Here is a 19,799-nt window from a genome sequence, read left to right as displayed (position 1 = left end):
TTAAAATTCAGCCCATGAAAATCCTCATCAGCAACGACGACGGCTACCTGGCACCCGGCATCAATGCCCTGGCCGAAGCCCTCGCACCGATCGCCGACATCACCGTGGTGGCCCCCGACAGCAATCGCTCGGGCAGCTCCAATTCCCTGACGCTGGATCGCCCGCTGTGGGTGGAGCAGGCCGCCAACGGCTTCTACTATCTCAATGGCACGCCTTCGGACTGTGTCCACGTGGCGCTGACCGGCTTGCTCAAGGAGCGTCCTGACCTGATCGTCTCCGGTATCAACCAGGGCCAGAACATGGGCGACGATACGCTCTATTCCGGCACGGTGGCGGCGGCGACCGAGGGTTTTCTGTTCGGCATTCCTTCCATTGCGTTTTCGCAACTGCACAAGGGCTGGGGCGACCTGGAGTCGGCCGCACGCATCGCCCGCGAGATCGTTGAGCGCCGCTTCGACAGCCTGCCCAAGCCTTACCTGCTCAACGTCAACATTCCCAACCTGCCGTATGCGCAGATCAAGGGCTGCGTGGCAACCCGGCTGGGCAAACGCCACATGTCCGAGCCGGTGCACAAGCTGACTGACCCGCATGGTCGGGACCTGTACTGGATCGGCCCGGCCGGGGCCGCCAAGGATGGTGGCGAGGGCACCGATTTCCATGCGACGGCCAATGGCTACGTCTCCATCACGCCGCTGCAGATCGACCTGACGCACACCGCGCAACTGGACAATCTCAAGAAAGCGCTTGCATGAGCGACAAGCCCAGCCGCTTTCCGCTGAGCCTGTCCTCGGTGGTCGACAAGAAAAAGACCGCCAACGCCGGGCGGGATGCGGCTGGCCGGCCTCAGGCCACGACCCAGACGGCGGCCAAGAATGCCGCTCAGTCATCGCAGCGTGCGGCCTTGAAGCCGGTGCAGCAGGGCCTGGCCCAGGCGCTGCGTCCGCCGCCGGCACCACCGCGCGCGCCGCTAGCGCCGGCCCAGCCGCTGCTGAGCGCCGCGCCGGTGCCGCGCACGGCCGTCAGGAACGTCATGACGGTGACCCAGACTAATGCTTCCCATCATGCCTCGCCGCTGGCCTCGGAAGCGGTGCGCAAGGCCATGGTGGCGCGCGTGGCCAAGCAGGGTGTGGCCGATGCCAAGGTGCTGGCCGCGCTGGAGGCAGTGCCGCGCCACATGTTCGTGGAACCCGGCCTGGCCAGCCAGGCCTATATCGATGCGTCGCTGCCGATCGGCCATCACCAGACCATTTCGCAGCCCTACATCGTGGCGCGCATGATCGAACTGATGCGCCAGAATCGCCATGGCGGCCGCCTGGACCGGGTATTGGAGATCGGTACCGGCTGCGGCTACCAGGCCGCCGTGCTGTCACGGGTAGCCGGCGAGGTGTATTCCATCGAGCGCATCAAGCCCTTGCATGAACTGGCCAAGACCAATCTGCGTCCCTTGCGCGTGGCGAACATCCGCTTGCATTACGGAGATGGTATGCTTGGCCTGCCGCAAGTTGCGCCGTTTGATGGCATCATCCTCGCGGCGGCAGGTCTCGAAGTGCCGCAGGCCCTGTTGGAACAGCTCGCCATTGGCGGCAGGCTGGTAGCGCCCGTGGGCGAACGCCAGCAGGTGCTGGAACTGATTGAACGTGTCGGCCAGCGCGACTGGCGCCGTACCACCCTGGAACAGTGCCATTTCGTGCCGCTGCGGCCGGGAACGGTGTAGGTCGGAAAAGCCCGGCATGAGCAGGACGCAATGAGCAAAACCGGCGGATATCAGGTCCGCCACGCATCATCGAACAGGGAACGGGCGGCAACAAGCACAAGCATCCAAGCCGCGGGTCGATGAAAAGAGCGGATGGGCAGGCGAGGGGGCCGCATTTCCCTGATGAACTTCTGGCGCTGGCTGCGTGTCAACTAGCGTCGTACAAAATCTAACGTAAGAGCATGAAGAAAATTCGTTTGGCTGTATTGGGCAGTGTCGTCAGTTTGCTGGCCGCCTGCGGCTCGACACCGAATCAGCAGCCGGCGCCCGTCGTCGAGCGCACGTCGAGCACCGCCAAGCCGGCCGATGCTGCTGCCGCTCCGGTGGTGCCGGCCCCGTCGGGACGTGGCTATTACACGGTCAAGAAGGGCGATACCCTGTATCGCATCGCCCTGGACGTCGGGCAGAACTGGCGCGACATCGTCGCCTGGAACAATCTGACCAACCCGAACGACATCAAGGTCGACCAGGTGCTGCGCGTGGCGCCGCCCGATCGTGCCGGTCCGGCCCAGACGGCGACCGTGGCTGCCGCGCCGGGCGCAGGCCTGGATGTGAAGCCGCTGGGTGCCCCAGGCGCCGCCGCACCGGCTGCAGCACCGATGGCCTCGGGCAGCAACAAGACTGGTCCGCGCGGTGACAAGCGCGCCTACTCGGAAAGCGCCCTGGCTGAACTGGAAAAGCCTGATGCTGCACCGGCAGCCGCACCTGCTGCAGCCCCTGCGGCGGTCGCCAAGCCGGAAGTGCCGCATGCAGCGGACAAGCCGGCGGCAGCCAGCCAGGCGCCGGTCGCCAGCGATGATGAAGGCGTGACCTGGATGTGGCCGGCCGATGGCAAGGTGGTCGGCACCTTCGAAGGCGGCAAGAAGGGTGTGGACATTGCAGGCAAGGATGGCCAGGCCGTGCTGGCAGCAGCCGGTGGCAAGGTCATGTATGCCGGCAGCGGCATTCGTGGCTATGGCAACCTGGTGATCATCAAGCACACCAACAACTTGTTGTCGGCCTATGCCCACAACAAGACCATCCTGGTCAAGGAAGGCCAGGCGGTGACCAAGGGACAGAAGATCGCTGAAATGGGCAAGTCCGACAGCGACAGCGTCAAACTGCATTTCGAGATCCGCCAGCAGGGTAAACCTGTTGATCCTTCAAAATACTTACCGCCACGCTAGCGTATGACAAGCAATCGCCGCGATCACTTGCCAGACCAGGACCCTCGTGAAGAGGATATGGACGATCCCATCGAGGAGATCGATGAACCGGAAGTGATTGACGGCGATGCTGCCGAGCAGCCCCAGGAGGCTGCCCCGGCCGAAGGCGTGGACGAGCTCAAGAAGGTGCTCGCCGCCGAACTCTCCACCGACACCACCCAGCATTACCTCAACAAGATCGGTGCCAAGCCGCTGTTGACGGCGGCCGAAGAGCTGCATTTCGCCACCCAGGCCAAGGCCGGCGAATTCGAGGCGCGCCAGAAGATGATCGAGCACAACCTGCGGCTAGTGGTGTCAATCGCCAAGCACTACATCAACCGGGGCGTGGCCCTGCTGGACCTGATCGAAGAGGGCAACCTCGGCCTGATGCGCGCCATCGACAAGTTCGAGCCTGAGCGCGGTTTCCGCTTCTCCACCTACGCCACCTGGTGGATCCGCCAGAGCATCGAGCGCGCCATCATGAATCAGGCCCGTACCGTGCGGCTTCCCGTGCATATGGTGCGCGAGCTGAACCAGATTCTCCGCGCGAAATATCACCTCGAAGCGCAGCAACGTGACGGAAGAGACGCCAGCGCCGAAGACATCGCGCACTTGGTCGACCGCCCGGTGGAAGAGGTGCAGGATGTGCTGGCCCTGTCCGAACATGCAGCCTCGCTGGACACCCCGCTGGATAACGACCCGCAGGCCAGCCTGATGGATCTCTTGCCCAGTGCCGTTGAAGAGCATCCTGACACCCGTGCCGAAAGCCAGGAAATGGCCTTGCTGATCCGGGAATGGCTCAAGAGCTTGTCCGAAAAGCAACGTGTCGTGGTGGCCCGCCGCTTCGGCCTGGACAACGACGATCCCTCGACGCTGGAGCAACTGGCGGGCGAAATGGGCATCACTCGTGAGCGTGTGCGCCAGGTGCAGCAGGAGGCTTTGGTCAAGCTCAAGCGGCTGCTGACCTCGCGCGGCGTGAGCCGCGACGCGTTGTTCTAGGGCGCTTCCTCTAAATTGCAGTGGTTTTCGCGGGCCGGCGCGGTCCGGATGCGCTTGCTGCTTCCCTCGCGGTCCCGGATCGCGGACAATACCGCTTTTGTTTTCGGCAGCGGGCTTCGGTCCTACCCTGTGGTTTCCCTCATGCAACAAGACATCATCATTGAAATCAAGTCGCTCGACATGGACGGGCGCGGCGTTGGTCATCTCCAAAACGAGGATGGCACGCAAGGCAAGGTCATCTTCGTCGAAGGCGCGCTGCCGGGCGAGCGGGTCAGTTTCCAGTCCTATCGCAAGAAACCCAAGTGGGAAGCGGGCGTGATGACCACGCTGCATAGCGAGTCCTCGCTGCGGGTGAAGCCCAGGTGTGAATATTTCGGCACCTGCGGCGGCTGTGCCATGCAGCATCTGGAGCCGTCGGCCCAGGTCGCCATGAAGCAGCGCGTGCTGGAAGACAACCTCTGGCACCTGGGCAAGACCAAGGCCGAGGTCATGCTGCGTCCCATCTATGGTCCCACCTGGGGTTATCGCTATCGCGCCCGCATCTCGGTGCGCCACGTGGCCAAGAAGGGTGGGGTGCTGGTGGGCTTCCATGAAAAGCGCTCGTCCTTCATCGCCGATATGAAGACTTGTGAAATCCTGCCGCCCAATGTGTCGGCCATGCTGGTGCCGCTGCGTGAACTGGTGGCAGCGCTGTCGATTCGTGATCGCATGCCGCAGATCGAGCTGGCCGTAGGTGAGGGCGACGATGGCAACAAGGTTACCGTACTGGTGTTGCGCATCATGGAGGCGCTGAGCCCGGCCGATGAAACCCTGCTCAAGACCTTTGCCGACGAGCACAAGATCGAATGGTGGCTGCAGACCAAGGGGCCGGATACGGCAGCGCCATACTATCCCGCCGAATCGCGCCTGCAGTACACCTTGCCTGAATTCGGTATCCGCATGCCGTTCAAGCCGACCGATTTTACCCAGGTGAATCACCAGATCAACCGCGTTCTGGTGGCCCGTGCGCTGCGCCTGCTGGATGTGCAGCCGCAGGATCGCGTGGCTGACCTGTTTTGCGGCTTGGGTAACTTCACGCTGCCCATCGCTACCTTGGCACGCGAAGTGGTCGGGATCGAAGGCAGCACGGCCCTGACCGAGCGCGCACTGGACAATGCCAAGGTCAATGGCGTCGATGCCAAGACCAGTTTCTATTGTCGCAACCTGTTCGAAGCCAAGCCGGAGGATTTCGTGGCGCTGGGCAAGTTCGATCGCATGCTGATCGACCCGCCGCGCGAAGGTGCCATGGAAGTCTGCAAGGCCCTCGTGGAATTGCCGCCGGAACAGCAGCACCTGAAGCCCAAGCGTATCGTCTACGTATCCTGCAATCCGGCGACGTTGGCGCGCGATGCAGGCATGCTGGTCCATCTGGGTGGTTATGCACTCAAGTATGCTGGCGTAGTGAACATGTTCCCGCATACGGCCCACGTGGAATCCATCGCCGTGTTCGATCTGCCCGAGTGAGGGCGAGGGCAGCAGACGAAAAAAATGCCGGCTTGCGCCGGCATTTTTATTTCATTTGAAGCAATATTCGCGAGATCAGTCTCGGTTGCCGCCAACGATGCCCAGGATGGACAGCAGGTTGGCAAAGACGTTGTAGACGTCCAGGTAGATCGCCAGCGTGGCCGAAATGTAGTTGGTTTCGCCGCCGTTGACCACCTGTTGCACGTCATACAGGATGTAAGCCGAGAAGATGGCGATGGCCACCACCGAGATGGTCAGTTGCAGCGCCGGCAGGTGCAGGAAGATGTTGGCCAGCGAAGCCACCAGGATCACCAGCACGCCTGCGAAGAGCCACTTGCCCATGCCCGAGAAGTCACGCTTCGAGACGGTGGCGATGGTGGCCATGCCGCAGAAGATGATGGCGGTGCCGCCAAAGGCCGTCATGATCAGTCCGGCGCCGTTGGAGAAGCCCAGCGTGTACTCGATCAGGCGCGACAGCATCAGGCCCATGAAGAAGGTGAAGCCCAGCAGGAAAGCTACACCCCAGCCGGTATTCTTGGTCTTCTCGATCGCGTAGAAGAAGCCGAAGGCGATCGCCAGGAACAGCACGAAGCCGATCATCGGGCTGGCGGCAAACAGGCTGAAATGCATCTGCACGCCCAGCCAGGCGCCCAGCACGGTCGGGATCATCGACAGCGCCAGCAGCCAGTAGGTGTTGCGCAGAACGCGGTTGCGGGTGGCCAGGCTCGTGGTCGAGTGGCCGAAGGTCGTGTCCAGTTGATTCATATGTCCTCCGAAGCGTTGAATGCGAGCCAGAGAATAGCACGATGGCTCACTGCTAAGACAAGTCTTCCCTCGCTCTGGTTCGAGATGCAGGCATTTTATGTAAGCCCGTTATTCCGCGCATCCTGGCTGGTTTCAATGCGCTACTGCCCGTATGCGGTGTCAAAGCAGGTGAATTGACATGATATCTGATGGTTTCATGCTAAAATACAAGGTTCATTGAATTAACAATTATTGGCTTTAAGCCTTTATTTTTATTGGAGTTTTTCTCATGGCAATTGAACGCACCCTGTCGATTATCAAGCCCGACGCCGTCGCCAAGAACGTGATCGGCCAGATCTACAGCCGTTTCGAAAACGCCGGCCTGAAGGTCGTCGCTGCTCGCATGGCCCAACTGTCGCGCGCTGAAGCCGAAGGTTTCTACGCTGTGCACCGTGAGCGTCCTTTCTTCAAGGATCTGGTGGACTTCATGATCTCCGGCCCGGTGATGATCCAGGTGCTGGAAGGCGAAGGCGCCATCCTGAAGAACCGCGACCTGATGGGCGCAACCGATCCGAAGAAGGCTGAGAAGGGCACCATCCGCGCCGACTTCGCCGACTCCATCGATGCCAACGCCGTGCACGGTTCGGACGCTGAAGAAACCGCCAAGGGCGAAATCGCCTACTTCTTCCCGGCACTGAACGTTTATTCGCGTTAATCTGTTCCTGTTTTTCATCGGTCTTCCGGGCTGGGGCGGAAACCGGCGCTGCAATCCCTGCCGCGTCTTTCTGCCTTGGTCCCGACCGCAAGCATCATGACTACAGCTCTCACCAATCTGCTGGATATGGATCCCGCGCAACTCGTCGCCTACTGCGGCGAGTTGGGTGAGAAGCCGTTTCGTGCAAAGCAGTTGCAGCGATGGATACACCAGTTCGGCGTGTCTGATTTCGATCAGATGACCGACCTGGCCAAATCGCTGCGCGACAAGCTGAAGACCCGCGCCGAAGTCCGTGCGCCGGCCATCATCAGCGACCATACCTCCACCGACGGCACACGCAAGTGGCTGGTCGACGTGGGCCAGGGCAATGCGGTGGAAACCGTGTTCATTCCTGAAGAAAACCGCGGCACGCTGTGCGTTTCGACGCAGGCGGGCTGTGCCGTGAATTGCCGCTTCTGCTCCACCGGCAAGCAGGGCTTCAACCGCAATCTGACCGTGGCCGAAATCATCGGCCAGCTGTGGATGGCGGAATTCGAATTGCGCAAGACCAAGGGTATCGAAGGCGGCCCCAAGGGCGAGCGCCAGATCACCAACGTGGTGATGATGGGCATGGGCGAGCCGCTGCTCAACTTTGAGCCGACCGTGACCGCCTTGCGCCTGATGCTGGACGACAATGCCTATGGCCTGTCGCGCCGCCGCGTCACGCTCTCCACCAGCGGCGTGGTGCCGATGATCGACAAGCTGTCGCAGGAGTGCCCGGTGGCGCTGGCTGTCTCGCTGCACGCGTCCAACGATGTGCTGCGCGATTCCCTCATTCCGCTGAACCGCAAGCACCCGCTGCGCGAGCTGATGCTGGCCTGCAAGCGCTATCTGGAATTCGCGCCGCGCGACTTCATCACCTTCGAGTACTGCATGCTCGATGGCGTCAACGACACCGACACCCATGCGCGCGAACTGGTCGCGCTGGTGAAGGAAGGCGAGACCGCCATCCCCTGCAAGTTCAACCTGATTCCCTTCAATCCCTTCCCCGAGTCGGGCTTGAAGCGCTCGCACAATCCGCGCATCAAGGCGTTTGCGCAGATCCTGATGGATGCTGGCATCGTGACCACCATCCGCAAGACCCGTGGCGACGACATCGATGCCGCCTGCGGCCAGCTGGCCGGCGAAGTGAAGGATCGTACGCGGGTGCAGGAACGGATGCAGAAAATGGCCGAATACCAGGCCAAGTTCGGCAAGGACTTTGGCCGCATCGTGGAGATCTCCGGGTGACGGCAGGGTGGTCCCATGTCCTTGCTGGTCCTGCGGTACCAGCCTTCGCCGCCACGGCGAGGGATCAGCTGCCGCTTTTTACAGAATGGGTAACGGGGGCGTCGATGTTGCGCTGGGGCGCAGGCATCGCACGTCCTTTTTGTGTTTTTGCTGAAATGATCGTCCATTCTGCCGTTATGGTTCAGGATGGGCTGAAGTTGTCGAATTTCCCCGGAGGGACGCGGCAGGTGCCGCGCAGGGACGCTCCAGAAGAATCCGGCCAGGGCCGGCTAAAAAAAGCTTTTCCATGTGGAGCATTTGATGAGTGATCAACAAATGAACGAAATGTCGTCGCAGCAACCGCAAGATCCTGGTCCATCGTCCCCGGCCCAGGTCTTGCCCGGCGCCGCGCTGGCGGCAGCGCGTCAGAAGAAGGGCTGGACCATCGAGCAGGCAGCCAGCCTGGTGAAGCTGGCCCCGCGCCAGATTCTGGCGATCGAAGCGGATAACTACGCAGCCTTGCCTGGCCTGGCCGTCGCGCGCGGTTTCGTGCGCAGCTATGCCAAGGTGCTGGGGCTGGATGTGAATGCCGTGACGGCTTCCTTGCCGCAGGAGTCGGCCGTGCAGCAGCGCGACCACATCGTGCCGCAGCACCAGCTCTCCACGCCGTTCTCGGAAGGTCCGCTGCCGGCCATGATGATGAGCACGCGCGGCAACAGCTCGGCCTTGCCCATCGTCGCCGGTGTGGTGGTGGTCGCCCTGTTGGCAGGCGCGGCAGCCATGCGCTGGACTGAACTCGGTGCCAATGTGCCGCAGTTGGCCTTCCTCAAATCGCATCACGAGGAGGCAGCAGCAGCGTCGGGCACTTCTCCGGATGCGCAGAATGTGCAGTCGGCCGAGACCGCTTCTTCCACCGAGACACCGGTGAATGCCCGCGTTGAAACAATCACGTCCGCACCCGCCGAGGAGCCCGCCAAGCCTGCTGCTCCCGTTGCGGAGGCACCCGCACCGCTAGCTCAGGCCCCGGTGGCGGCCAAGCCGGAACCGGTTCAGGCTGCCACGCCGGCAGCCAGCCAGCCGGCATCCACGCCGGCCCCGGCGGCTGCGTCTGCCGCATCGGCTGCGCCCGCCCAGATGGCCTCGACCACTGTCCCCAGTGGCCTGAACATCGTCAACAGCAAGGATTTGCTGCGCCTGACCTTCCGCGAGGATTCCTGGGTGGAAATCCGGCGTGCCGACAAGAGCACCGTGATTTCGCGCCTGCTCAAGGCCGGCACCACCGAGACCTTTGATGTCTCGGACGCCACGACCCTGATCATCGGCAACGCCGCAGGCGTCGACGCCAGCCTGCGCGGCCAGCCGCTGGACCTGAAAACCCCGGGCGGCAGCAATGTTGCACGCCTGAACCTGAACTGAGTCGACTGCCATCATGTCTTCCTTCCCGATCGCCTCCGGGCCGCTGGCCCGCCGCAACAGCCGCCGCGTGGTCATCAGCCATGGGGCGCGCGAGATCATCGTGGGTGGTGGTGCCCCGGTCATGGTGCAATCCATGACCAACACCGACACTGCGGATGCCATCGGGACGGCCATCCAGATCAAGGAACTGGCCCGGGCCGGCTCCGAGATCGTGCGCCTGACCGTCAATACGCCCGAGGCCGCCGCAGCCGTGCCGGCCATTCGCGAGCAGCTCGACCGCATGGGCGTGGATGTGCCGCTGGTGGGCGATTTCCACTACAACGGCCACACCCTGCTGACCGACTATCCGGAGTGCGCCCAGGCGCTCTCCAAATACCGTATCAATCCCGGCAACGTGGGCAAGGGCGCCAAGCGCGATACCCAGTTCGCACAGATGATCGAAGTGGCCTGCAAGTACGACAAGCCGGTGCGCATCGGCGTGAACTGGGGCAGCCTTGACCAGGCGCTGCTGGCGCGCATCATGGACGAAAACGCTGGTCGTGCCGAGCCGTGGTCGGCCCAGGCGGTGATGTATGAAGCCTTGGTCACTTCGGCCATCGAAAACGCCCAGCGCGCCGAGGAGCTGGGCATGTCGGGTGACAAGATCATCCTGTCCTGCAAAGTTTCCGGCGTGCAGGATCTGATCGCGGTTTATCGTGAGCTGGCGCGCCGCTGCGACTACCCCCTGCACCTGGGTCTGACCGAGGCCGGCATGGGCAGCAAGGGCATCGTGGCCTCCACGGCGGCGCTGTCGGTGCTGCTGCAGGAAGGCATCGGCGACACCATCCGCATCTCGCTGACCCCCGAGCCGGGCGGCGACCGGACCAAGGAAGTGGTGGTCGGCCAGGAAATCCTGCAGACCATGGGCTTGCGCAAGTTCACCCCGATGGTGATCGCCTGCCCGGGTTGTGGCCGCACCACCTCGACCGTGTTCCAGGACCTGGCCGACAAGATCCAGACCTTCCTGCGCGAGCAGATGCCGGTCTGGAAGGGCAAGTATCCCGGCGTGGAAGCCATGAACGTGGCCGTCATGGGCTGCATCGTCAATGGTCCCGGTGAATCCAAGCACGCCAACATCGGCATCAGCCTGCCGGGCACCGGCGAGTCGCCGGCGGCACCGGTGTTCATCGATGGCGAAAAGAAGATGACCCTGCGCGGCGAACGCATCGCCGAGGAATTCCAGAACGTGGTGCTGGAATATGTCGAATCGCATTACGGTCAGGGCAGCCATTCCTGACCACCGTGGAGCCTGCCACCATAGGGCGTTGCGGGCCATGCAGTACACTTGCGCTGGTGCGTCGCACGAAAGATGCGTCAGATACCAGTTTCCAGAAATGAAGTAAAAAGTAAAAACTCCGGGTTTCGGTATGTCAGAACAAAAGAAAGTCGAAAAAATCGTTGGCGTCAAAGGCATGAATGACATCCTGCCGGCGGACGCCCCGTTGTGGGAGCTGTTCGAGAACACCGTGCAATCGGTACTCAAGAGCTACGGTTTCCAGCAGATCCGCACCCCCATCGTCGAGCCGACCGCGCTGTTCGCGCGCGGCCTGGGCGAGGTGACCGACATCGTCGAGAAGGAAATGTATTCCTTCACCGATTCCATGAACGGCGACAACCTGACTTTGCGCCCGGAAAACACCGCCGGCGTAGTGCGTGCTGCCCTGGAACACAACCTGACCTATGACGGTCCCAAGCGCCTGTGGTATGTCGGCCCCATGTTCCGCCATGAGCGTCCGCAGCGCGGCCGTTATCGCCAGTTCCATCAGGTCGGCGCCGAAGCCGTGGGTTTCAGCGGCCCGGACATTGATGCCGAACTGATCATGATGTGCCAGCGCCTGTGGGATGACCTGGGCCTGTCCGACATCCGCCTGGAACTGAACTCCATCGGCAACGCCGAAGAGCGCAACAAGCACCGTGCCGACCTGATTGCCTACTTCGAACAGCACAAGGACCTGCTGGACACCGACGCCCAGCGCCGCCTGCACGCCAACCCGCTGCGCATCCTGGATACGAAGAATCCTGCCATGCAGGAGATGGTGAACGCCGCCCCCAAGCTGCTGGATTACCTGGGTGAAGAATCGCGCGCGCACTTCGAGGGCGTGCAGAAGATCCTGCGCCACAACAATATTCCCTTCACCATCAACCCGCGCCTGGTGCGCGGCATGGACTACTACAACCGTACCGTGTTCGAGTGGGTCACCGACCAGCTGGGCTCGCAGGGCACGGTCTGCGGCGGTGGTCGCTACGATCCGCTGATCGAAATGTTCGGCGGCAAGCCGACCCCGGCCTGCGGCTTCGCCATGGGCGTGGAGCGCCTGCTGGAGCTGATGAAGGCCAATGGCGAGCAGTACGCGCCGAACCAGTGCGACGTCTATCTGGTCCATCAAGGCGAAGAAGCACAGTTGCAATCTTTCGTTCTGGCTGAACGTTTGCGGACTGCCGGGCTCGATGTTGTGCTACATTGCGCATCGTCCAATGGTGGTGGTTCGTTCAAGGCGCAGATGAAGCGCGCCGACGCCAGCGGTGCTGCCTTTGCCGTGATCATCGGTGAAGACGAGCTCAAGGCCGGGACTGCCACCGTCAAGCACATGCGCGAAGGCAATGCCGAGGAAGGGCGTGCCAACCAGAGCAACATGGCCTTCGACGGCGTGGTCGACTACATCGTGGAACAGATCGTCGGCGATCACGACCATGATCACGACCACGTGCACTATCACCCCTGAAGACCCGTCCACCTCGACCGTCAACTTATCTAAACGCAGAGTTACATGGCATACGATCTCGAAGAACAAGAACAGCTTGATTCCATCAAGGCCTGGTGGGCGAAATACGGCAACCTGGTGACCTGGGCCCTGATCATCGCGCTGGCCGCCTACGCCGGCTGGACCGGCTGGAACACCTGGCAGGGCCGCCAGTCGGCGCAAGCCTCGGTGCTCTACGAAGAACAGCAGAAGTCGCTGGCGGCCAAGGACAATGCCAAGGTGCAACGCGCCGCCGCCGACATTCAGGACAAGTTCAGCGGCACCGCCTATGCCGAGATGAGCGCCCTGGTGGCAGCCAAGTCGGCCTTCGATGCCAATGACCTGGAAGCGGCCAAGAAGCAGCTGCAATGGGTGATCGACCACGGCCGTGGCAAGGAATACAAGGCCATCGCTGCCGTGCGCCTTGCGGGCGTGCTGCTCGATGCCAAGGCGTATGACGAGGCGCTGAAGGTCTTGTCGGGTGACTATCCCGCCCAGTTCGCCGGTGCCATTGCCGACCGCAAGGGCGATGTGCTGGCTGCCCAGGGCAAGCGCGACGAAGCCCGCACCGCCTACAAGCTGGCGCTGGAAAAGAGCGACGCCAAGGATCCGGGCCGCCAGCTGATCCAGATCAAGCTCGACGCCATCGGCGGCGAAGCGCCCAAGGCCTGAGGCCGGCGCTCGCGCCACTGAAGAATGCTCCGGGTCCCGGTTCGCTGTGGCGCACCGGTGGTCTGGCGGGTTGCAGATGCAACCCCGAATTGAATCGCAATCCCACCGCGAATCCATCCATCGCTTAGAGGAAACAGAATATGCGTAGTGTGACAGCCACTGCTGCCAAGGCAACATCCTTTGCTCGATCCCGTAGCGCCTGCAAGCTGGCGCTGAATGTGGCCGCCATGGCCGCCGTGGTGGCCTTGTCCGGCTGCTCGCTGTTCTCCAGCAAGAAAGATCCGAATCCGCCGGCCCCGCTGGTCGAATTCACCCAGAAGATGCGTGCCCAGGCTGCCTGGACGGTGTCGGTCGGCAAGGCCGGCAGCTACCAGTTCAGCCCGGCTTTCGCTGCGGGCAGCGTGTTTGCCGCCGCCAATGATGGCACCGTGGTGCGCATCAACGCCCAGAATGGCCAGACCCTATGGCGCAGCCGTGCCGAAGGCAACCTGACGGCTGGTGTCGGCAGCGATGGCAGCACCGTGGTGGTGGTGGCCGAGAAGGGCCGTATCCAGGCCTTCGATGCCGCCTCCGGCAAGCCGACCTGGAGCGCTCAGGCACCCAGCGAAGTTCTGTCGGCTCCGGCCGTGGGCGAGGGCCTGGTAGTCATTCGCAGCATCGACAACCGCGTGACCGCGTATGATGCCGACAATGGCAGCCAGCGCTGGATGGTCCAGCGCAACGTGCCGTCGCTGACCCTGCGCAACGCGCCGGGCATCGTGATCGGTTCGCAGACCGCCTTCGTGGCCCTGCCGGGTGGCCGTCTGTCGGCCCTGGCACTGAACAACGGCGGTCCGCGCTGGGAAGTGCCGGTGGGCGATCCGCGCGGTACCACCGAACTGGAACGCATCTCCGACGTGTCGGGCGTGCCGGCGCTGGGTTCGCGTGATATCTGTGCGGTGTCGTACCAGGGGCGTATCGGTTGCTTCGATTTGCTCAACGGCAATGTGCGCTGGATCAAGGAGTTTTCCAGCGATGTCGGCGTCAATCTGGATGACGCCTACGTCTATGCGGCCGATGTCAATGGTGCCGTCACCGAGTTCGCACGCGATACCGGTGCCGTCATCTGGCGCAACGACCGCCTGAAGAATCGCCAGCTGTCCAGCCCGATCGCAGTGGGCAAGGCGGTGGCGGTGGCTGACTTCCAGGGTTATATTCACTTCCTGTCGCGGGAAGATGGTGCCTTCGTGGCCCGTCTGGCTACCGACGGCAGTGCTGTCCAGGCGCCTCCGGTTTCGACCGGCTCGTCTGTCGTTTTCCAAACCAAATCAGGAACCGTGGTCTCCGTCGTCGCTGAATAAGTGACGAACGACCCCCAAGAAAAGAAATGAAACCGGTAATTGCACTTGTAGGCCGTCCCAACGTCGGCAAATCGACGTTGTTCAACAGGCTCACCCGCAGCCGCGATGCGCTGGTGGCGGACCTGCCCGGCCTGACGCGCGATCGTCACTACGGCGAAGGCCGGGTCGGCGAACGTCCGTTCCTGGTGATCGATACCGGTGGCTTCGAACCCGTCGCCAAGGACGGGATCATGTATGAGATGGCCAAGCAGACCAAGCAGGCGGTGGTCGAGGCCGACATCGTGGTGTTCATCGTCGACGGCCGCCAGGGATTGACGCCGCACGACAAGACCATCACCGACTTCCTGCGCAAGTGCGGCCGTTCCGTGCTGCTGGTGGTCAACAAGTCCGAAGGCATGAAGTACACCTCGGTCACCGCCGACTTCTATGAGCTGGGTATGGGCGATCCTTACGTGATTTCCGCTGCCCACGGTGATGGCGTGGCCGACCTGGTGGAAGAAGCCCTGGATCAGGTCGACGCCCAGCGCGCCCAGGAGCCCGAAGCCGAGGAACCGGCCGTGCGCGGTACCAAGATCGCCATCGTCGGCCGTCCCAACGTGGGCAAGTCGACTTTGGTCAATACCCTGCTGGGCGAAGAGCGCGTGATCGCCTTCGACATGCCGGGCACGACCCGTGATTCCATCGAGATTCCCTTCGAACGCGAAGGGCGTCATTACACCCTGATCGACACCGCCGGTATCCGCCGCCGTGGCAAGGTCTTCGAGGCCATCGAGAAGTTTTCCGTGGTCAAGACCCTGAAATCGATTTCGGACGCCAACGTCGTGCTGCTGCTGCTGGACGCGCAGCAGGATATTTCCGAGCAGGATGCCCACATCGCCGGGTTCGTGCTGGAGTCGGGCAGGGCACTGGTGGTCGGTGTGAACAAATGGGATGGCATGGAAAGCGACCAGCGCAACCAGATCAAGATGGATCTGGAGCGCAAACTGAATTTCCTTTCCTTCGCCAAGTTCCACTTCATCTCTGCCCTGAAGTCGACCGGCATCGGTCCGCTGATGAAGTCCATCGACTCGGCCTATGCTGCCGCCATGGCCAAGCTGAGCACCCCGCGCCTCACGCGCGCACTGGAAGAGGCGCTGGAGCACCAGCAGCCGCGCCGCAAGGGTTCGATCCGCCCCAAGCTGCGTTATGCTCACCAAGGTGGCCAGAATCCGCCGGTGGTGGTGATCCACGGCAATGCACTGGAAGCCATCGACGACAACTACAAACGTTATCTGGAAAAGCACTTCAGGGAAACTTTCTCCCTGGTGGGCACTCCACTGCGTATCGAGTTCAAGTCGGGCAAGAATCCTTTCATCCGGCAGGAAAAATAATCGTAAATCCTGCTATTCGATCAATGTTTTTGGCGTTGGAGCGAAAATCGTTTAAATTGAATAGCATAAAGTTGGTCAAGCACTTGATTTTCCTTGAAGTGCCTCCAAGTCCTAATCACAACAACACCGTGGAGCTGCCATGAGCAACAAAGGGCAATTGTTACAAGACCCATTCCTGAACGCATTGAGAAAAGAGCACGTTCCCGTCTCTATCTATCTGGTCAACGGCATCAAGCTGCAAGGCCATGTGGAGTCTTTCGATCAATACGTGGTCCTGCTGCGCAACACCGTTACGCAAATGGTTTACAAACACGCCATCTCTACCGTCGTGCCTGCACGTGCGGTCAACCTCAGTCTCGAATCCTCGTCCGACGAATAATGGTCTACCTGGCCGGCTTGACGCCGTGGGCATTTTGACATGCGTGCCGCGTTAGTCGGCCTGGACTTCGGCAAGAACGATTTCGCCGCTAGTCTGGATGAGCTCTTCCTCTTGGCAAAATCGGCTGGTGCGGAACCGGTGATTACCATCACCGGCCGCCGTGCCAGTCCGGATGCCGCTCTCTTCGTTGGTACCGGCAAGGCACAAGAAGTCGCTGACGCCGTCGCCGACCTCCAGCTCGAACTGGTCATTTTCAATCACGCTCTTTCACCGGCCCAGCAACGTAACCTGGAGCGGGTGCTGAAGGTGCGTGTGCTCGACCGTACCAGCCTGATCCTCGACATCTTCGCCCAACGGGCCAAGAGTCACGAGGGCAAGGTGCAGGTCGAACTGGCCCAGCTGCAGCACCTGGCGACCCGCCTCATTCGCGGTTGGACCCACCTGGAGCGGCAGAAGGGCGGTATCGGCCTGCGCGGTCCCGGTGAAACCCAGCTGGAAACCGACCGCCGCCTGCTGGGCGAGCGCGTCAAGGCGCTGCGTGCGGTGCTGGCCAAGCTGCGCCGGCAACACGCCACGCAGCGCCGAGCGCGCGGACGCAGTGAAACCTTCTCGGTCTCGCTGGTGGGTTATACCAACGCCGGCAAGTCGACCATCTTCAACTCGCTGGCCAAGGCCGGCGTGTATGCCGCCAACCAGCTTTTCGCCACACTGGACACGACTTCCCGTCGCGTCTACCTGGGCGAGGTCGGGCATGTGGTGATCTCGGACACCGTGGGTTTCATCCGCGAACTGCCTCACCAGCTGGTCGAGGCATTCCGGGCCACCCTGGAAGAGACCATCCACGCCGACTTGCTGCTGCATGTGGTGGATGCTGCCAGCCCGGTGCGCATGGAACAGATCGAGCAGGTCAACCTGGTCTTGAAGGAAATCGGTGCCGACCACGTGCCGCAGATCCTGGTCTGGAACAAGATCGACGCCGCCGGTCTGGAACCGACGGTCGAGTATGACGAGTATGGTAAAATCCAGCGGGTTTTCGTCAGTGCCAAGTCTGGTGCTGGCCTGGATCTGCTGCGCGAAGCGATCGCCGCTTCGCTCAAGGCCGCCTTGGAGGCCAGGGGTCGCAGCCGTTCCCAGCCAGTCGATTCCGAAGACATGCACGCTTGAGCCGTTCGAGGGGACGGTTCGTTGCACGTTCCTGGCGCGCATTCCTCCTAGATTCTCTTAATCCATCACTTCAGCCGGAACGCAAACGCATGCTTGTGTCTTTATTCAGGAAAATCGGTGTCAAGTTTTCGTTGAACGACCCCCAATGGGGACGTGGTTCGCAAAACGACAACCGCGAGAATCAGAATAACGGAAGTAACGGCGACAAACGGCCCGAAAAACCGTCCGGCAACAACGACGGCCCGCCTGACCTCGACCAGCTCTGGCGCGACTTCAACCAGCGCATCGCCGGCCTCCTGGGCCGCAAGGGCGGTGGCGGTTCCGACGGCGGCAACGGTGGCGGCGGCTTCAATCGTGGCGACGTCAAGGGCGCCGGCATCGGCGTGGGCGTGATCGCCGTGATCGTGGCCTTCCTCTGGCTGGCCAGCGGCTTCTTCATCGTGCAGGAAGGCCAGACTGCCGTGGTCACCACCTTCGGCCGCTACAGCCACACTACGCTGCCGGGCTTCAACTGGCGCTGGCCTTATCCCATCCAGGGCCACGAGATCGTCAACATGTCGCAGGTCCGTACCGCCGAAATCGGCTACCGTGGCAACGTGCGCAACAAGCAGCTCAAGGAATCCCTGATGCTGACCGATGATGAAAACATCATCGACATCCAGTTTGCCGTTCAGTACAAGCTCAAGAATGCCGCCGAATGGCTGTTCAACAACCGTGACCCGGATGATTCCGTGCGTCAGGTTGCCGAAACGGCCATCCGTGAAATCGTCGGCCGCAGCAAGATGGACTTCGTCCTCTACGAAGGCCGTGAAAAGGTGGCGCTCGACGTGAGCCAGCGCATGCAGCAGATCCTGGATCGCTACAAGTCCGGCGTGCAGATCACCAACGTCACCATGCAGGGCGTGCAACCGCCTGAACAGGTGCAAGCCGCCTTCGACGACGCCGTCAAGGCCGGCCAGGACCGCGAACGCCTCAAGAACGAAGGCCAGGCCTATGCCAACGACGTGATCCCGCGCGCCTCCGGTGCCGCCTCGCGCCTGCTGGAAGAAGCCGAAGCCTACCGCTCCCGCGTGACCGCCAACGCCGAAGGTGATGCCTCGCGCTTCACCCAGGTGCAGGAAGCCTATGCCAAGGCCCCGGCCGTCACCCGCGACCGCATGTACCTGGAAACCATGCAGCAGATCTTCGCCAATACCACCAAGGTCATGGTCGATGCCAAGAATGGTAGCAACCTGCTGTACCTGCCGCTGGACAAGCTGATCCAGCAAAGTGCCGGCGACGCGGCCCCGGCCAGCGGCAAGGCCCCGGCATCGTCGACCGTACAGCCCTCGGCGGGCGCGGCGTCCACCACTTCGACTGCAGGAAACGACACTGTGTATTCTTCCGAGCTGATGCGAGATTCGAGAAACCGCGATCCCCGTGATGCGCGTGATAGGGAGGTGCGCTGATGGGCCGCCTCGTCACTTCCGTCATCGTCGCCGTCGTGGCGATCTGGCTGGCTTCTTCCACCATCTTCGTGGTCGACCAGCGTTCCTCGGCCATCGTCTTTGCCCTGGGTGAAGTCAAGCAGGTCATCAGCGAACCCGGCCTGCACTTCAAGCTGCCGCCGCCGTTCCAGAACGTGATGTACCTGGACAAGCGCATCCAGACCCTGGATACCCCTGACGCCGACCGTTTCATTACCGCCGAAAAGATGAACGTGCTGGTCGATGCCTACGTCAAGTGGCGCATCGTCGATCCTCGCCTGTACTTCGTCAGCTTCGGTGCCGACGAGCGCCGCACGCAAGATCGCCTGTCGCAGATCGTCAAAGCGGCGCTGAACGATGAAATCACCAAGCGCACCGTGCGCGAAGTGATTTCCAGCCAGCGCAACAACGTCATGGATGCCATCCAGGCTCGGGTGGCCAACGAAGCCAAGCAGATCGGCGTGGAAGTCATCGACGTGCGCCTGCGCCGTGTGGACTACGTGGACCAGATCAACAACTCGGTGTTCGAACGCATGAAGTCCGAACGTGTGCGAGTCGCCAATGAGCTGCGTTCCACGGGTGCTGCCGAATCCGAAAAGATTCGTGCCGACGCCGATCGCCAGCGCGTGGTGATCCTGGCCGAAGCCTATCGTGAATCCGAAAAGATCCGTGGTGCCGGCGACGCCAAGGCGTCCCAGATCTACGCCCAGGCCTTCGGCCAGAACCCGGACTTTTACAAGTTCTATCGCAGCCTTGAAGCCTACCGTGCCAGCTTCAAGAACCGTCACGATGTGATGGTGGTCGATCCGAGCTCGGAGTTCTTCAAGTACTTCAAGGGAGTCGGCGGCGGCAATTCCAGCGCTGCGAAGAAGTAAAAATCCGCTTATCAGGCGATAATGTGAACAGTTCTGCGCCGCCGCGTATTTCCGGCGGGCAGGGCAAACCGGATGGATGCCGCTGGTAAAGGGCATCTTTCCTTTTTTGGTCGGATACAATGTGCCGGGGTGCAATTTTCCCGACGTGCAAGAAGAGGGGCGGCAGGCATTCCCGGACCGCCCCGATTGTT

At 61.9% G+C, this 19,799-nt stretch carries 18 protein-coding genes; 17 read left to right on the top strand and 1 reads right to left on the bottom strand.

Annotated features, from left to right (window positions below):
- Positions 1-14: 14 nt before the first annotated feature.
- The 5 genes from surE to rlmD all read left to right on the top strand — a co-directional run bounded on the left by surE (position 15) and on the right by rlmD (position 5,439).
- On the top strand, positions 15-752 hold the full coding sequence (gene surE, locus J2X56_RS06605; protein WP_134135992.1) for a 5'/3'-nucleotidase SurE: 738 nt from the start codon (positions 15-17) through the stop codon (positions 750-752).
- Complete coding sequence (locus tag J2X56_RS06600; RefSeq protein WP_034333980.1) at positions 749-1,714, top strand: protein-L-isoaspartate(D-aspartate) O-methyltransferase; 966 nt, start codon at positions 749-751, stop codon at positions 1,712-1,714. Before surE ends, J2X56_RS06600 begins: the two co-directional genes overlap by 4 nt.
- 221 nt (positions 1,715-1,935) lie before the next feature.
- Positions 1,936-2,919, top strand: coding sequence for a peptidoglycan DD-metalloendopeptidase family protein (locus J2X56_RS06595; protein WP_121041901.1), 984 nt, complete (start codon positions 1,936-1,938; stop codon positions 2,917-2,919).
- A 3-nt stretch (positions 2,920-2,922) separates the two neighbouring features.
- On the top strand, positions 2,923-3,936 hold the full coding sequence (rpoS, locus tag J2X56_RS06590) for an RNA polymerase sigma factor RpoS (protein ID WP_039785345.1): 1,014 nt from the start codon (positions 2,923-2,925) through the stop codon (positions 3,934-3,936).
- A 141-nt stretch (positions 3,937-4,077) separates the two neighbouring features.
- Positions 4,078-5,439, top strand: a complete 1,362-nt coding sequence (rlmD, locus tag J2X56_RS06585) for a 23S rRNA (uracil(1939)-C(5))-methyltransferase RlmD (protein WP_204726645.1) — start codon at positions 4,078-4,080, stop codon at positions 5,437-5,439.
- A 75-nt stretch (positions 5,440-5,514) separates the two neighbouring features.
- On the opposite strand, the gene J2X56_RS06580 is transcribed toward rlmD, so the two are convergent.
- Positions 5,515-6,204 carry a Bax inhibitor-1/YccA family protein gene (locus J2X56_RS06580; protein WP_039785351.1) on the bottom strand — a complete coding sequence of 230 codons (690 nt, stop codon included), beginning with the start codon at positions 6,202-6,204 and terminating at the stop codon, positions 5,515-5,517.
- A gap of 268 nt (positions 6,205-6,472) precedes the next feature.
- Between J2X56_RS06580 and ndk the strand changes: the two genes are divergently transcribed.
- The 12 genes from ndk (at position 6,473) to hflC (ending at position 19,608) form a co-directional block, all read left to right on the top strand.
- The gene (gene ndk / locus J2X56_RS06575) at positions 6,473-6,898 is read left to right on the top strand and encodes a nucleoside-diphosphate kinase (protein WP_034333977.1); all 426 of its coding nucleotides are present in this window, start codon (positions 6,473-6,475) and stop codon (positions 6,896-6,898) included.
- Positions 6,899-6,994: 96 nt separating this feature from the next.
- Positions 6,995-8,167: a 23S rRNA (adenine(2503)-C(2))-methyltransferase RlmN gene (rlmN, locus tag J2X56_RS06570; protein ID WP_121041897.1), complete on the top strand. Its 1,173-nt coding sequence runs from the start codon at positions 6,995-6,997 to the stop codon at positions 8,165-8,167.
- A gap of 300 nt (positions 8,168-8,467) precedes the next feature.
- Complete coding sequence (locus tag J2X56_RS06565; RefSeq protein WP_134135988.1) at positions 8,468-9,562, top strand: helix-turn-helix domain-containing protein; 1,095 nt, start codon at positions 8,468-8,470, stop codon at positions 9,560-9,562.
- Between the two features lie 13 nt (positions 9,563-9,575).
- On the top strand, positions 9,576-10,838 hold the full coding sequence (gene ispG / locus J2X56_RS06560; RefSeq protein WP_134135986.1) for a flavodoxin-dependent (E)-4-hydroxy-3-methylbut-2-enyl-diphosphate synthase: 1,263 nt from the start codon (positions 9,576-9,578) through the stop codon (positions 10,836-10,838).
- A gap of 130 nt (positions 10,839-10,968) precedes the next feature.
- Positions 10,969-12,324: a histidine--tRNA ligase gene (gene hisS / locus J2X56_RS06555; RefSeq protein ID WP_039785359.1), complete on the top strand. Its 1,356-nt coding sequence runs from the start codon at positions 10,969-10,971 to the stop codon at positions 12,322-12,324.
- 45 nt (positions 12,325-12,369) lie between these two features.
- Positions 12,370-13,014 carry a tetratricopeptide repeat protein gene (locus J2X56_RS06550; RefSeq protein ID WP_121041891.1) on the top strand — a complete coding sequence of 215 codons (645 nt, stop codon included), beginning with the start codon at positions 12,370-12,372 and terminating at the stop codon, positions 13,012-13,014.
- A 140-nt stretch (positions 13,015-13,154) separates the two neighbouring features.
- On the top strand, positions 13,155-14,354 hold the full coding sequence (bamB, locus tag J2X56_RS06545) for an outer membrane protein assembly factor BamB (protein WP_134135984.1): 1,200 nt from the start codon (positions 13,155-13,157) through the stop codon (positions 14,352-14,354).
- A 26-nt stretch (positions 14,355-14,380) separates the two neighbouring features.
- Positions 14,381-15,724, top strand: a complete 1,344-nt coding sequence (gene der / locus J2X56_RS06540) for a ribosome biogenesis GTPase Der (RefSeq protein ID WP_121041889.1) — start codon at positions 14,381-14,383, stop codon at positions 15,722-15,724.
- A gap of 139 nt (positions 15,725-15,863) precedes the next feature.
- Positions 15,864-16,103, top strand: coding sequence for an RNA chaperone Hfq (gene hfq, locus J2X56_RS06535; protein ID WP_006463311.1), 240 nt, complete (start codon positions 15,864-15,866; stop codon positions 16,101-16,103).
- Positions 16,104-16,142: 39 nt separating this feature from the next.
- Positions 16,143-17,267, top strand: a complete 1,125-nt coding sequence (hflX, locus tag J2X56_RS06530; protein WP_121041887.1) for a GTPase HflX — start codon at positions 16,143-16,145, stop codon at positions 17,265-17,267.
- An 89-nt stretch (positions 17,268-17,356) separates the two neighbouring features.
- Complete coding sequence (gene hflK, locus J2X56_RS06525; protein WP_121041885.1) at positions 17,357-18,715, top strand: FtsH protease activity modulator HflK; 1,359 nt, start codon at positions 17,357-17,359, stop codon at positions 18,713-18,715.
- Positions 18,715-19,608, top strand: a complete 894-nt coding sequence (gene hflC / locus J2X56_RS06520) for a protease modulator HflC (RefSeq protein WP_121041883.1) — start codon at positions 18,715-18,717, stop codon at positions 19,606-19,608. Before hflK ends, hflC begins: the two co-directional genes overlap by 1 nt.
- Positions 19,609-19,799 lie beyond the last annotated feature (191 nt).

Source organism: Herbaspirillum sp. 1173 (assembly GCF_031455335.1).
In the GTDB taxonomy this organism is placed as follows: Bacteria; Pseudomonadota; Gammaproteobacteria; order Burkholderiales; family Burkholderiaceae_D; genus Herbaspirillum; species Herbaspirillum huttiense.
Note: the sequence above shows the minus strand (reverse complement) of the source record. Positions and strands in the feature narration are given on the sequence as shown.

Bases quoted from the DNA above. Each gene is read 5' to 3' on its own strand.
- rlmD (WP_204726645.1), top strand. From the start codon at position 4,078: ATGCAACAAGACATCATCATTGAAATCAAGTCGCTCGACATGGACGGG.
- ispG (WP_134135986.1), top strand. From the start codon at position 9,576: ATGTCTTCCTTCCCGATCGCCTCCGGGCCGCTGGCCCGCCGCAACAGC.
- J2X56_RS06580 (WP_039785351.1), bottom strand. From the start codon at position 6,204: ATGAATCAACTGGACACGACCTTCGGCCACTCGACCACGAGCCTGGCC.
- hfq (WP_006463311.1), top strand. From the start codon at position 15,864: ATGAGCAACAAAGGGCAATTGTTACAAGACCCATTCCTGAACGCATTG.
- hflX (WP_121041887.1), top strand. From the start codon at position 16,143: ATGCGTGCCGCGTTAGTCGGCCTGGACTTCGGCAAGAACGATTTCGCC.
- rpoS (WP_039785345.1), top strand. From the start codon at position 2,923: ATGACAAGCAATCGCCGCGATCACTTGCCAGACCAGGACCCTCGTGAA.
- hisS (WP_039785359.1), top strand. From the start codon at position 10,969: ATGTCAGAACAAAAGAAAGTCGAAAAAATCGTTGGCGTCAAAGGCATG.
- J2X56_RS06595 (WP_121041901.1), top strand. From the start codon at position 1,936: ATGAAGAAAATTCGTTTGGCTGTATTGGGCAGTGTCGTCAGTTTGCTG.
- hflK (WP_121041885.1), top strand. From the start codon at position 17,357: ATGCTTGTGTCTTTATTCAGGAAAATCGGTGTCAAGTTTTCGTTGAAC.
- J2X56_RS06550 (WP_121041891.1), top strand. From the start codon at position 12,370: ATGGCATACGATCTCGAAGAACAAGAACAGCTTGATTCCATCAAGGCC.
- J2X56_RS06565 (WP_134135988.1), top strand. From the start codon at position 8,468: ATGAGTGATCAACAAATGAACGAAATGTCGTCGCAGCAACCGCAAGAT.
- J2X56_RS06600 (WP_034333980.1), top strand. From the start codon at position 749: ATGAGCGACAAGCCCAGCCGCTTTCCGCTGAGCCTGTCCTCGGTGGTC.
- der (WP_121041889.1), top strand. From the start codon at position 14,381: ATGAAACCGGTAATTGCACTTGTAGGCCGTCCCAACGTCGGCAAATCG.
- rlmN (WP_121041897.1), top strand. From the start codon at position 6,995: ATGACTACAGCTCTCACCAATCTGCTGGATATGGATCCCGCGCAACTC.
- bamB (WP_134135984.1), top strand. From the start codon at position 13,155: ATGCGTAGTGTGACAGCCACTGCTGCCAAGGCAACATCCTTTGCTCGA.
- hflC (WP_121041883.1), top strand. From the start codon at position 18,715: ATGGGCCGCCTCGTCACTTCCGTCATCGTCGCCGTCGTGGCGATCTGG.
- ndk (WP_034333977.1), top strand. From the start codon at position 6,473: ATGGCAATTGAACGCACCCTGTCGATTATCAAGCCCGACGCCGTCGCC.
- surE (WP_134135992.1), top strand. From the start codon at position 15: ATGAAAATCCTCATCAGCAACGACGACGGCTACCTGGCACCCGGCATC.